10 protein-coding genes are annotated in these 14070 nt (G+C 40.5%); 4 read left to right on the forward strand and 6 right to left on the reverse strand.

The genetic code is table 11. From position 1 onward, the window contains the following. Window positions 1–497: 497 nt before the first annotated feature. Together ACOTX4_RS20315 and parM are read right to left on the reverse strand one after the other, a co-directional pair. The gene (locus ACOTX4_RS20315) at window positions 498–1136 is read right to left on the reverse strand and encodes a hypothetical protein (RefSeq protein ID WP_001107538.1); all 639 of its coding nucleotides are present in this window, start codon (window positions 1134–1136) and stop codon (window positions 498–500) included. Between the two features lie 11 nt (window positions 1137–1147). Next, complete coding sequence (gene parM / locus ACOTX4_RS20320; protein WP_000818954.1) at window positions 1148–2185, reverse strand: plasmid segregation protein ParM domain-containing protein; 1038 nt, start codon at window positions 2183–2185, stop codon at window positions 1148–1150. 363 nt (window positions 2186–2548) lie between these two features. Between parM and ACOTX4_RS20325 the strand changes: the two genes are divergently transcribed. From ACOTX4_RS20325 to ACOTX4_RS20340, 4 genes are read left to right on the forward strand one after another with little or no spacing between them, the layout of a single operon-like run. Beyond that, on the forward strand, window positions 2549–3496 hold the full coding sequence (locus ACOTX4_RS20325; protein WP_000718595.1) for a metallophosphoesterase: 948 nt from the start codon (window positions 2549–2551) through the stop codon (window positions 3494–3496). Further along, entirely contained in the window at window positions 3493–4329 is an 837-nt protein-coding gene (locus ACOTX4_RS20330; RefSeq protein ID WP_000700976.1) for a hypothetical protein, read from the forward strand. The genes ACOTX4_RS20325 and ACOTX4_RS20330 overlap by 4 nt, the downstream gene beginning before the upstream one ends. Next, a complete protein-coding gene (locus tag ACOTX4_RS20335) occupies window positions 4322–4843 on the forward strand; it encodes a hypothetical protein (RefSeq protein ID WP_000598517.1) in 522 nt (173 codons plus the stop codon). Before ACOTX4_RS20330 ends, ACOTX4_RS20335 begins: the two co-directional genes overlap by 8 nt. Next, window positions 4840–5229, forward strand: a complete 390-nt coding sequence (locus ACOTX4_RS20340; protein ID WP_000815011.1) for a hypothetical protein — start codon at window positions 4840–4842, stop codon at window positions 5227–5229. The genes ACOTX4_RS20335 and ACOTX4_RS20340 overlap by 4 nt, the downstream gene beginning before the upstream one ends. A 61-nt stretch (window positions 5230–5290) precedes the next feature. On the opposite strand, the gene ACOTX4_RS20345 is transcribed toward ACOTX4_RS20340, so the two are convergent. From ACOTX4_RS20345 to ACOTX4_RS20360, 4 genes are all read right to left on the reverse strand, one after another. Beyond that, a complete protein-coding gene (locus ACOTX4_RS20345; RefSeq protein WP_001278838.1) occupies window positions 5291–6295 on the reverse strand; it encodes a ParB family protein in 1005 nt (334 codons plus the stop codon). Then, the gene (locus ACOTX4_RS20350) at window positions 6292–7545 is read right to left on the reverse strand and encodes a ParA family protein (protein ID WP_001050364.1); all 1254 of its coding nucleotides are present in this window, start codon (window positions 7543–7545) and stop codon (window positions 6292–6294) included. Before ACOTX4_RS20350 ends, ACOTX4_RS20345 begins: the two co-directional genes overlap by 4 nt. A 1128-nt stretch (window positions 7546–8673) precedes the next feature. Further along, complete coding sequence (locus tag ACOTX4_RS20355; protein ID WP_001371949.1) at window positions 8674–8835, reverse strand: hypothetical protein; 162 nt, start codon at window positions 8833–8835, stop codon at window positions 8674–8676. A gap of 2547 nt (window positions 8836–11382) precedes the next feature. Then, window positions 11383–14064, reverse strand: coding sequence for a TraC family protein (locus ACOTX4_RS20360; RefSeq protein ID WP_000387412.1), 2682 nt, complete (start codon window positions 14062–14064; stop codon window positions 11383–11385). Between the last annotated feature and the right edge of the window lie 6 nt (window positions 14065–14070).

Below are 14070 nucleotides of genomic sequence, written 5' to 3' on the forward strand. Positions count from 1 at the left end.
AATAATCAATCATTTGGGACAAGGACAAAAGGGATTACAGAAACGAAGATTCTACATGAACATCGTTGTCAGTGACCTTAGGTCCATCGGGTATAAGGGTATCAAAAAATCCTTACATAACCATTAAACCACAAAGACTTTTTACGTAAAATAATAATTAAGTACCAGATTTATTAAGATAATTCTTAGGGAGGGTGCGAATAAGTACCCTCCGCAACGAAAATGAAACTTTTAGTCAATTAAATTCAATCACTTACATAGGCGTTTTTTTGCGTTTGGTGACTTATTCGCACCTTCCTTAGGTTTTTTACAAATTTAGGAAAAATCCGCACTTCCTGTAACAGCATCCAAATTAACCTAAAATACCGTTTCATTAACAGTAATTTTACAGATTCAGCTGAAGCCTGAGTTTATTATAACAAAAAAAAGGCCAGCAAGTATGCTGGCTTTCCTGGTAAGACAAGTTGAACTCAGAAGTCGATTGTACTGTCTCTCACCTATCTTGCCAAAGTCGCTAGTCGCTTGTTTGCCTTAGCTTTAGATTTTATGCTTATGGAGGCGGTTTGATTTTCATCCGATACTTTTTCTAGCACTGGCACCACAGAGGAAATGGACTTTTCTTTTGAAATTTTGGATGCACCTGAAGAAAGTGGGCTTTCAGATGGTATAGAGGTATCGCTTCCCTCATTTTCAATCTTCACACCAAAGCAGGCATGTTCCTTTTGTACAAGGAAGGTTTCTTTTACAGAAACAGAATCCTGCTTTGAATTATCTAATTGTAGAGGTGTTAAATACTCCTTAAACTTTTGATCTAAGACATTCTCTAGCAATACATTAATAGGAGGCTTAGGTTCAGTATCTATAGTATTTCCATCATTCAGAAACCTATTAAGATCTGCAAGTGTTAATCTTTCGTTTAAACCATTTATAAAATTTGCCAAGTCAGGAAATAAATTATTTAATACCAACCCGGTACTAATAGCCGACCTAATTAAATCCAGTTGGTCACCCCTATGAGAAAGTTCTGTTTTTTTCAAGAAACTATAAACATAGGGTGCTTTTCTTTCGGATATCCAGAAAGACCGGATCTGAATCCGGTCGTTATCTGCCTTATTTGAGATAGGGTTTTTAGCCATGTTCTAGCTCATTATTCTGAATAAATAGTATCAGCAATTGCCAAAGATAATGCGAACTGCGGATTGTCTACCATGATAACTTTAGCCGTTTCAAAATGTTTACGAATAGCTGTTTCGATGAGATATGAACCTCCCCCAACAAGGAAAACATTATGAGGCCTCTCTTCGACTTGTGTAACCGCTCTGATTACTTTACTTTGCAACTTCTGTACCGCAGAGTTTACCGCATCAAAAACACCGTCACGCTTGTCCTCTGCAACCTTCAAAGCTGATTTATCATGACGATTATCAACAAGATGATGAATGTAAGCATTACTCGTATTCAGTTTCTCAGATTCAAGATACCTGCTGATCTCATCGTAAACAATAGAACAACCAATACGGTCAAAACCTTTTACTTTCGAAATCTGTTCTAATTGCCCAGTAATACTTGCAACATCAAGAGTAGTACCACCAAGATCAATTACCAAACTTGATTCAAATGAAGCAATATCCTCAATTTCATCTGCCCGGGTCACAGCTGGTAAAGATTCAGGGAAAACAGTCACAGACAAAACGTTAAAAGAATAGCGTTTACCGTCAAGATAACGCTCTACTGGTTTCATCAGATTATCTTTTTTTCTCTGAATATTTTCAATATTCGTTTCCCCTAAAGCAGTATAGAACTGGCTAAGTGGTAAAGTAACAAAGAGGTGAACATCCTGAGGAACTAAACCAGAAGCATGAAGTGCATGGTGAACATTTAACCGGCTAATTTCATCGTATTGGTGAGATACATCAGTCGATTCCAGTGAGTTACTAGATTCGCTGTGATGCGAAAACCTTTCCAGCCCATCAATAAGATAGTTAAAAGGATTGAGACCCTCATGGCGAACACGGAAATCTGGAACAAAACTATTTTGTGTAAGCAAGGGAACTAATTCGTTTCTTTCATTAAGACAAACCAGTTTTGCAGCTTTACTTCCATCATCGACAACGATTTTTAAAGCTTCAGTGATATCCTGCACTGATGGTGAAACAGGACTTTCAGATTTTAATAGTTCAGCCATAAAAACTCTCTTTTATTAATAGGACCATATTAGATATTAACTTTATACATTAATGGTGACCTATTATCAACATTAACACTATTAAAAAAATACGTAAGTCTATGTTATTTCAGCATCCTTCCATTTTAAATACCTTACCGTTAAATTTCCTGTATTCATGTATTAACCATGTTTATAAAGGAGCCAATTATAATCAGAAAGTTACTTTGCATCCTAAGTATGAACTGTTTGAGAGCCAGGACTGGGGCCTTTACCTGTAAGTAACAAAGGTCCTTAGGCTTAGAATCCAAAATGACGCCTTTTTGTAAAAAAATCATAGTTCGAAATACCGTATCATCGATGTAAACATACGTAGAGGAATTTATGGCAGCTGAGCACGTCCAAACTATAGACCTTACAAACTTCTCCGGAAGGATTTTCTTTCTGGCAGATCCTCATGGACATTACTCTGCGCTGTGCAACTTGATCCAATCAGTTACAAAGCCAGAAGAAGAGATAGTAATTTTCTCTACTGGAAATTTGTTTGACTATGGGCCGGAACCCATAGAATTGATGAAGGCGATAAACAGTGGCTTTTTCGATGGACGTTTTGTGAGGCATTTCTCAGCTGCCGGAGCCGGAGAAGAAATGTTAAAAAAATTGTTACCATTAAACAAAGACCGGAGAACATTTTACCCCAGCACATACCTCAATGAGAGATGGTGTGTAATGGGCGGAAAGTGGCATAAAGCTGTGAATCGTTACTATTTAGAGGAAGAGGTAAAAAAACTTCTTAATACCCAGCTTGGTACGATGATGCAGATTTTACTAAAAGGCGATATAAAAATTGGGGTTTGCCCTTCTGATTACGCCCCTATCCGCACATCATTCACTGATACTTATAATGCGCTTCAAGCATTCAACTATGCCAATGTGAATATTTTTCAGAGCCAGTTTCTATTCGGTATGGACCATGCCGTAATACCAATGATGATAAATGACGTCAACCTTATGGTCCTAGGTAGGAATCCTGTAAACAGCATTCGAAAAGCCCATGGTCGTACTCAAAACAATCTTCCAGTACTGATCGGTAATTGTTTGCATATAAATACTGGATCACTCTATATGTCAAAATTAGAAGACCAGGTAATAGTTGCTCCGGGTATACCGCAAACTGACTCACCAGCACTTACATTAGTAGAAATAATCATGAAGAACAATCCAGTTTTATTGTGTCATCAGCTAATACAAACAACAAACAAGTTTTATTCACTTAAAACCTATCCTTTAGAACTCGATTCGATTGAAAACAACATTGAGGTAACAAGATGAAGATAAATTGGAAGATTATCTCAATTTCAACATTACTTTTGCATCTTCACGCAGCAGCTGCACCACATCAAGAGAAAGAGCATAGAAAAGATGCTTTTTCTTCTGCCGCACAGAAAAGTGATTCACTTATATCTGCTAAAGCGGAGCTTATAAACGGAAGGTGGTTTATAAATGGTAAATATAGGCCTGTTCTAAAGACCAGCATGACCAAAACCAATTTCTTAGAAATCATGAATGTTTCAAATAAAGAATCACTTTTTATTGTGATACCAAAACTTGAGTATAATATCATTGCCAAAAATAAAATCTTACTAAATGAAAAAATTGCATTAAGCGAAGGCACATCCGGAAAAAGCATTGTTTGGGTCGAGCCAAAATCAAGTCTAACTATATCGTTTATAAATGACCTTGCTAATACGCCCCTTCAGGCTATCGTTTCGATCACAAGAAACAACAAAGATATAATTGCCATCTTTGGACCGGATCAGGGTAAAGGGTTTACTCTTCCCGGAAATACGTCTAATGATCAAGTGTCCGTTCCTGACTATTCTGACCTAAATATAAAAAAACTTAACATACCTCAAAGTGTTGGTAATCCAGTAACCATCAATCCTAAAGAGAAGAATTACCTCTTAGTTGGACAAGGAAAATATGAAATCTTATCTCTTCCTAAATATCAACATTTAGTATTTTCTGAACCCGTTTATATTGAGAAAAGAAAAAATATCCTCGGTGGTTATGGTTATTGGACGAAAGAAACAATTCTCTACCCCGGTGAATCATTATCTTTTATAACGAGCGCCAAAAACAATCTAAGGAAGCGGGATGATTAAAGTTATCACACTTTTATTGTTTGCATTACTGACTGGTTGTCAGTCAGTAGAAAGTAAAATCGAAGAACTCCCGACAGTTGGTTTTGACCCTATTCTATACAATAAAAGTGAGGCCTTTACTGACGGAAAAGTTACTTTACGTGTCGAAAGTTCAGGAACTGATGTTTGGCTTGTCGCCAAGAATGGAACCAGAAGTTTTATTGAGCTTTCAGGCCTAACGCTAGGTGGTAGTCGTTGTGCTTACAATGCCCGTAGTAAGCAACTTTTGCCCCCAGGCAGCGTAAGCACATTCGTAGTTCCTACGGTTGGAATGCTTGGACTTTGCTTCAACAATGAAGATCAACTTATGTTTATTAACCGTGCTTTTAGCAGAATCTCTCCCAAAGCAAAAGGAAAAGATTCGCTTTCGCTTTTATTTTCTGTTAGTTACGATTTTCCCGGAAAAGCGGACCTAATTACTAACCACGATTTTCAAGAGTTATATCTTTTATTTTTGAATGAGGATAATCTATGAAACAAACATTAATTGTTATTTTAATATGTTTTTGTCACACGGCTTTAGCATATCCATACCGTATCTATACTGTCCCGGAAGGGGCATTAGTAAAAAACATACTAACTAATGAATATCTAGGAAAAACCCCTGTGGTTGTGGACGTGAGCAATACCGAAGCTGGTTCTACTTTTGGGATTTCATTATTTAGACATGAAAATGTTGCTATAAAGATTTTTACAGTAATGCCTTCAGCAGAAAATAATTTTGCTGTTTCTGGACCTGACGTTGCAACTATGTCATTGCCGGGAAAAGCACCTTTAAACGTAGTAAATGATGGGAATGGCGCTTCTGTTCATATAGAACTAAGACCTTATATGTCTGAACCTGCGCACACCCCATATTAATATAACAAGAAATTAAAAATATAAATCATATGAACTGCATCATAAAGATGCAGTTCAATATTTATTCTGATACTTTTAATTTTTCTTTTATGAACTCCTCTAGTTCCTTAATAAAACCCGCATTTATCCTATTGAATTCAAAGCGAATTTTTCTACCAGTATTGTTTTTACTGATTCTTGCATACTTATCTTTGTTATCAAAAGTAATAAGATCACTTGTTTCCCATTTTGTGGAATAAGTTTTTTCACAAACACTTTCCACAGATTGTGTGATTTTTTCCATTACAACTTTTTGAGCAACCTGGAGATCTCCAATGTCTAAATCTTTTGTTTCCTCTTTAACATTATCTATTACTTCATCTAAAGGAAATAGATTTTTTTGCACATATTTCTGTAAACGAGACAAGCGACTATAATAGGAGTTCGGGATTCCTTCATAATCCGGGAATAAAGAGATCAATGTTTCGTCAATACGGGCCGCCTGGATTCTTTTGGCTACCGATACATGACTAATCCCAAGATATGCTGCGAGTTCTTCATTAGTAGAAAATCCTTTTTCTTCCATTTTTTTGATAAATTGAAACCCAACTTCTCTATATGAAAATTTTCGAGATGTTTGTGCTGCGGATATAATTGAATTTATATCATCTTCGGTTAGTTCATCCGGAAGAACCCACAGGGGGAGATCCTTTTCTGCCTTTATACAGCAGAAACGTCTGCGACTTCCTTCTATTAATAAATAAACCCCATCTCTTTTTACAGCGATCCCTTCGGTATCGACCCCTCTTTCTTCAATCTGCTTAAGAATATCTCTAACAGAATAATCTGTAAGGGCTTCTTGATTTCGTGGGTTCGCTGGATGGACTAAGGTCTCCTTCTCCACTCTCTGGGCTGGAACAATCACATGTTCCGCTTCAAGTCTCCGGCCCTTATGAAGAGTGAATAACTTTTTTATGCGAGGTGCTGTTTTCAAACCCGCAAGACCTGAACGGTGACCGACTTCTGTCCGCTTTGGTGCGTTTAAATATCGAGATTTATCATTCCCGATATGTTGCTCATCGCTCATGCGTTAACTCCTTGCTTAGCTGAAAAACTTTTTATTTCATTTATAAATTGCTGATATACCTGTAATACAGATTCTTCTGCGACATCAAGCTGCTTTGCGGAACAAAGTTCCTCTGATTTTTTGATATCAAGCACTGTACGCCCTTTGGAAGCAGCTGCCTTAAATGCTTCAGAATTTTTTATGTTAGCGGACATCAAAAGGTCCTGAACAGTTCTGATTAATTTATCCAAAACTATTCTTTCATATGGACTTTTGTCATCTACATTGACAGCAAGAACTTTGAACCATTTTAAATTGTCGCCCTTACTTGGTGATTGTTTAAACCTTTCACTTATTGTAAGCATGAAGTCTGTAGTAGAGGCGTAATCATATTCACGTGGTGACACTGCGACAAGAATCCCATCGGCCGCTTCGTCAGCAGCCCAGATCAAAGGTGAATCTTCAGGTGGAGTGTCTATAATAATCAAATCATAGTTCTGCTTCAGTACCGGTAAGATAACTTCCTTGAAACGTAGTAACAAAGACGTACGTTCTTCTCTAGAACATTGCCAGTATTTATCTTTAAAACGAGCATCTGTCGGAAAAGCCGTTATTACGTCCAAGTTTGGCAGATGCGTTGAAAAAGGCATATTAGTGATGATTTCTTCTTCAGAGAATCCTGAATCTAAATATTTTTTATACTCAGAATTTTCTTCATAAATTCCAAGGATTGCATCAATTGCTGTAAGGAAGACATCATCTTCTGAGACACTTTGAATCATGCTGCTTCCAATCGAACCTTGTGGGTCCCATTCGATCATTAATACACGTGCATTGAGTTGTAGATCTAAAGCAGCTGCTACTGCTAAAGCTACAGATGTAGTGCTTTTCCCTGTACCGCCTTTATGATTCTGAGTAACAATAGCTCTGCTAAAGTAATGATCGCGGTACTTGGGATAACCCAGGGCATCCATTATTTTTTGAACATCCCAGCGGGTGTAAAGATGATTTTTGTTTTGATAAATAGGTGCACCAACAAGTTCTTTTTCTTCTAAGTCCGAAAGTATTTTATTGAACGTTACTCGTGACTTCCCAAAAAAATCAGAGAGATTTTTTTTATTCAAACAGTGGTTATAGATCAGTCTATCAACACCATCAACACTATCATCAGAAACAGATACTCTTGATGAAGCCATCAGAGATTCCTTTAGAGAAATCTGCTCGCTTTTCATGCGCTGACCAACGAGGGCGATCTTTTCAAGTAAATTCATGGTTATGACCTTTTTGCACTGAAAACCGACTTTTACGCATATATGTAAACTTTACGTATAATGCGTCCATTTCCTTGTTATGCGTACAATTCTATCCTTAGTTTCAATCTTAAGCTAATGTTTGTTTACTTTTTTATGATTTTTTGTGAGCTTAACTTGCAGATGTGAGCTCAGACTCTCTAGTCCATACCTAATGCACAACCTGTTTAAACCACGATTCTTGTCTCCTTCTCTACGCTTTGAAGTTAAGAGCTCCATTAATGAATCTTCACGCCTACCCTATTTCTTGCTTAGACCCTAAAATCTATCTCACCGGTGTGCTGATATACGTTTCCTAACTGTGAACCGTTGTCGTCAGTCCAGTCTAAAGATATGAGGTGTTAATCTCTTGAGGAGGCACACTACGAATTATGGGAGCAGAGTTAGCAACCTCACCCCGAACTGAAACCCAACTTAAGGAGGCAACCCCAGTGTGGAGATTAAGGGGGTTAAATCTGCCAGCGGCTGACAGTGTCCCAGCTGCTGCTCAGTCACACCACGCCCTGATTTAATCCCCTGCCCGGTATTGTAATGACCGAAAAAAACCCGTGCACTGGTGTCGGCAGACCGGCATGCATGAATATGACGTTAATCTGTATCAGCAGGCACTTTTCGCATAATGGGAGCAAGTGATAGCAACGCCGCCCAGAACGGAATGCCAACATCAGGACTGAACCCAAGTTTGGCGATTAAGGGGGTTAAATTTGCAAGCGGATGACAGTGCCCCCAGCTGCTGCTCAGTCACACCACGCTTGATTAAATCTCTCGCCAGGTCTTGTTTTGACCGAAAATAGCCCAAGCACTGATGTCGGCAGACCGGCATATAGGAATATGACGTTAATCTGTATCAGCAGGTACATTTCGCATTATGTGAGCAAGTGATAGCAACCCAGCCCGGAACTGAAGGCCAGCATGAGGACAGAACCCCAGTTTGGCGATTAAGGGGGTTAAATCTCACAGCGGCTGACAGTGCCTTCAGATGCTGCTCAGGCATACTACTCTCCCTGATATAATCTCCCATATGTTCTTGAGATCGTCGGAAATCGCCCATGCACCGGTGTCGGCAGACCGGTATGCAGTAATGTGAATTTAATCTGCATCATCAAGCACATTTCGTATTATGGAAGTAAGTGTTAGTAAACCAAAGCCCGCCCAGAACGGAAGGTCAACATCAGAACAGAATCCCAGTTTGGCGATTAAGGGTGTTAAATCTGCAAGCTGCTGACAGTGCCCCAGTTGCTGCTCAGTCACACCACGCCCTGATAGAATCTCCTGCCCGGAAATGTGATGACCGAAAAAAGCCCGTGCACTGGTGTCGGCAGACCGGCACGCAGGAATATGACGTTAATCTGTATCAGGAGGCACATTTCGCATTATGGGAGCAAGCGATAGCAACCCAAGCCCAGAACTGAAGGCCAGCATCAGGACAGAACCCCAGTATGGCGATTAAGGGGGTTAAATCCCCAGTGGCAATAAGATCCCGAGCGGTGTTTAAGAAATATTTCCCGAAGGACAATCTTCCGCTCGTACGATGAATATAGTGTTCAACCCGGGAGAGGGATCACTTAACCTGCTTAGCCTAAATCTTACGTCATTCTCTAAACGGAGTTTAAGCTTAATGGTCCTGAGAAAGTTAAAAGGACTACCCATAATGACGGTTTGAGATGGCGAATAAGGGTTTTTTCTGCCAGCGGCTGACATTGCCCCAGCTTCTGCTCAGTCACACCACGCCTGATTAAATCTTCCGCCAGGTCTTGTTATGACCGAAAATTGTCCGTGCACTAGAGTCGTAAGACCTGCATACAGGAATGAGGCGTAAATCTTTATCAGGTGGCAAGGTTCGCATCATGGGAGCAAGGGTCTTGAACTGGAGGTTAACATCATAAAATCCCAGATTGGCGATTAAGGGTGTTAAATCTGACAGCGACTGAAAGTGCCTTCAGATGCTGCTCAGGTATATTACACCCTGAAAAAATCAAGCATCTGGGCTTGCAAATATCGGAAAAGGCCATGCACCGGTGTCGGCAGACCGGCATGGGCAATGAGACGTTAATCTGTATCAGCTGGCGCATTTCGTATCATGGGAACAAGTGTTAGCAACCCTCTCCAGGACGGAAGGACACTATCAGGACTGATCCCAGTTTGGCGATTAAGGGGGTTAAATCTGCCAGCGGCTGACAGTGCCTTCTGATGCTGCTCAGACATACTATGCACAGATATAATCACCCGTCCGTCCTTGTGATTATCGGAAAAGGCCATGCACCGGAGTCGGCAAACCGGTATGCAGTGATGTGACTTTAATCTTTATCAGCAGGCGCATTTCGTATTAAGGGAGCAAGTGTTAGCAACCCTGCCCAGGACGGAAGGACACTATCAGGACTGAACGCCAGTTTGGCGATTAAGGGGGTTAAATCTGCCAGTGGCTGACAGTGCCTTCTGATGCTGCTCAGACATACTATGCACAGATATAATCACCCGTCCGTCCTTGTGATTATCGGAAAAGGCCATGCACCGGAGTCGGCAAACCGGTATGCAGTGATGTGACTTTAATCTTTATCAGCAGGCGCATTTCGTATTAAGGGAGCAAGTGTTAGCAACCCTGCCCAGGACGGAAGGACACTATCAGGACTGAACGCCAGTTTGGCGATTAAGGGGGTTAAATCTGCAAGCGGATGACAGTGCCCCAGCTGCTGCTCAGTCACACCACGTCCTGATAAAATCTCCTGCCCGGTAATGTGATGACCGAAAAAAGCCCGTGCACTGGTGTCGGCAGACCGGCACGCAGGAATATGACGTTAATCTGTATCAGCAGGTACATCTCGCATTAGGGAGCAAGTGATAGCAACCCCGCCCAGAACTGAAGGCCAGCATGAGGACAGAACCCCAGTTTGGCGATTAAGGGGGTTAAATCCGGCAGCGTGAGTAAGTGCCCGTGCTGTGTTAAAGAAATATTCCCTAAGGACAATCTTCCGCTCGGCCTTTTGTATAAAGTTGTCACCCCGGGAGCGGGGATCACTTTACCTGCTTAGCCTAAATCTTACGTCAATCGCTATCCGGAATTTTAGCTTAATGGTCCTGAGCAAGTTAAAAGGGCTACCCATAATGACGTCCCCAGATGGTGATAAAGGAGTTAATTCCGCCTTCGGCTTACAGTGCCGCAGCTGCTGCTCAGCAACACCACGCCCTGATTAAATCTCCCGCCTGTCCTTGTGATGACCAAAAATAGTCCGTGCACTGGCGTCGTAAGACCGGCATACAGGAATGAGGCGTTAATCTTTATTAGGTGGCAGGATTCGCATCATGGGAGCAAGGGCCCTAGAACTGTAGACTAACATTAGAAAATCACAGTTTGGCGATAAAGGGGGTTAAATAAGTTAAAAGTCTTCGGTGAGCAAATTGGATAAATTTTCAGAAACCAAACCGTTAATAATAAACTTTTAGAAGAATGATTAAAGGATATTAAGTTTTGTATGCAAAATGACACCAGTGATCTGTTTTCACTAATAATGCCGCGCTACTTTGATTACCTTTGGTAAACAAAAATGTAATTTACGTGATTTTCATCTTATAATGTCAGTATTGAAGTTATAAATTTTGTTTACTTAATGCGTACACAACCTAACTGCGATTTGTATTTATGTCACTGTTTTTACACCACATTAATTATAAAACCAAAATTTGCAGCACAGTGATGAACTCATTAAGTCACAACCTCATTTGTTTACTTAAGGCATACAATAAAAAACCAGATTCTTATGAGACATCTGGTTTAATTATTTTTGCTTGAAGATATTTACTCTACGCGGCCAAACCCGCTGCTACTTCTTGAGCATAGAGAATTTCTATTGCCTCGCCATAGCTACAATTCTCGCGGCTTTGAATTTCCCATAATTTACTCCTGTCAGCACTATCCGTAGTAAAACAAAGCTCCATTTTCCGGTCTACGTATAACCGACAGATCTCTTGGAAGTTTTCGAACCTGACTAACATCTCTGAAAACACCTTTTTGACTGTACGAATATTTTTCATACGTTCATATTCTGCATCTGAAGTAGAAAAATATTTATTAGCCTTCATTGCTTCAATGCTTTCTTTTTCTTGTTTCATGATTATCTTCCAAGGCGAGTTAGCAGTCAGGGCCCGGCCAACAGAAGAAGTAAAATAATCTTCAAACGACTGTGTGATACAGATGCCAGCGCAGTTTGTTTTCCTGAACCTACGCCATGCCGCTTCGAGGAAGGAAGAGAAGAATTGGTTTGATTGATTTCCGGCACCTGATGAATTATCAGGACGAATGTACTCCCATGCTTCATCAAGGATGAACAAGCGACGACGCCCATCTTTTTTGATGAACATTGCATGCTGAGCAGCCTGAATGATAGACATTAATACAACTGTCTGAAGGTGGGGGGTGCCTTTTAGCTCCTCCAGTTCCAAAACAATAAATCTGCTGTCGAAGTTGATTGGAGGCAACGTATCGGTAAACCGGTGCCCATAAATTCCACCTTCGCACCATGCTCCGAGTTGCTCCCCAATATCCTTTATACGTTTGTCTTCATGCTTCTTGCAACGCAGAGCAAAGCCGGTTATTGAACCGGTCCGACCTGATTTTCTGGATTCTTGGTACTCTTCTGCAATAAGCTGAAGCATCACTGATTGTTGATAATCATCGATAAGGCCTTTCTCTGAAGCCATAATTTTTAGCTGATTCAAAACCATTATGGTCTGAGCAACTTTGTCTTTTTCTGCATCGTTTGAAGTTGATTCACCGGTAAATTCAGGTGCTTCGTTAAATACATCGTCGTTAACAGTGATGTCAGTTAGGAAGGCAAAGGGATTTAGGGTGAAGTCAGGGGTTTTACCGAAATCAATAAATTGACTGTTTGTATATTGTTCCGCAATCCCCTGGTAAGAACGGCCCACGTCCACAACAAATACTTGAGCACCGTCAGGATCATCATCTGGGTATTCGTTTTCTAAAAAATGCTTAAATGTTGAGCGATAATGAACGAGGTTATTAGATCGCGGTCCAGCTCCAAGATAGTTATTGATTAGATATGCTGTCCAGAATGACTTCCCTGCACCTGACGTTGCACCAATAACCATGTTATAGCTTGCAGAAGTCTTGAAAATATCAAGTCCCATGAGTTGACCTTCACGAGAAACTAAACTCAGTACTGGTCTATCTGTATTACCTTTCCAGGGCCCAAAGATCGGTGTCATATGAGCCGCTCCGGTGTTGCTCACTACTTCGGAACGGTCAAGGTCGAAAATTGTCTTTGGGTCATTGCACATTGGCAGACATGACATAAATGACGGGAAAACGATAAAGGAATCATCTGCTACTTTGACCCGGCTTTCGAGGTAAAAGGATTTGAGATCGTTAGCTGCTGTCTGCACAGAATTGGCATTACTACCCATAACAGTGAAAGTAAGATACCCTCTTAAAAGCTTTGCGCCATCCTCAAGCTCGCGAGTTACGGCCATGTAGTCATTATCCATATCCCGCAGGCGAGGGCAGAATGTGACAACTGAAGGTATACTTGCCTGTTTATTAGTGATTGCTTTGTAGCGGACGTTTTCTTTTGACAACTTGAGCGGATCGGCAAACTGAACAGTCTGAGTGATCATAAATGGGCTGAAAATTGTCTTACGTCCATGCATCCAGTTAACTACTAACTCATACATACAACCGAAATTGACGTATTCAGGAAACTTTACAACGGAAAGTTGTTTGAAGTAACGATGCTCAGATTCGTCGTCACTTTGTGTGACTGATGAGAAATGATTTTCTGTGACTGTATACTTACGGCCGGGAACGTTAACTTGTTCATTAAGCCTTTTCATAGTGTTAACGTCTATGAAACCTTCAGCCCACCGGGAGTTCTTTCCGGGGTTTACGACCTTATCTATACAATAGAGCCAGTTTTCTGCATCGACCTTAAACGGATGCAATCCAATCGTAATTAACTTACTTACAAGTTCAGAGTAAAGTGAATCGATACGCGAATGTTCCAGCTCGGTAGGAAGGGCAGACTGTAAAGGAATCGATAGCGAGATCCATACCTGAAAATCCCTCAACATAAGGTTATCATGATCAGGTTTTAAAGGCTTATGCATACTTCTGTCGTAGTAGTCCAACTGATAACCATTAAGCAGATCTGCTTTAAGCTTATCGTTCCCAGTCATACGCCCACCTCGCACAGCTGACCAAGCACTAAGCTGTAAAGTCAGGTCTGGCAATGCAGTCAGAGATATTTGACAGACAGTATCTGTAGGGAAATCCATTTTGAACATTTCAGCAAGAACATCTTGCTGATTATCAAAAACTCCAGGGGATGGATTACAGATAAACATAAACCCTAATCTGTTGCCATCAATCAAAAAATAGTGAGTCCCTGCTAATTGATCGTAAACAGGGATAAACCCACCTAATTGATGGCGATTTAAACCGCTATTGTAATTATTGATAGCTTCCATATTTGA

The sequence above is a fragment of the Enterobacter cloacae complex sp. IR5459 genome, assembly GCF_049238005.1.
GTDB classification, from domain to species: domain Bacteria; phylum Pseudomonadota; class Gammaproteobacteria; order Enterobacterales; family Enterobacteriaceae; genus Enterobacter; species Enterobacter hormaechei_C.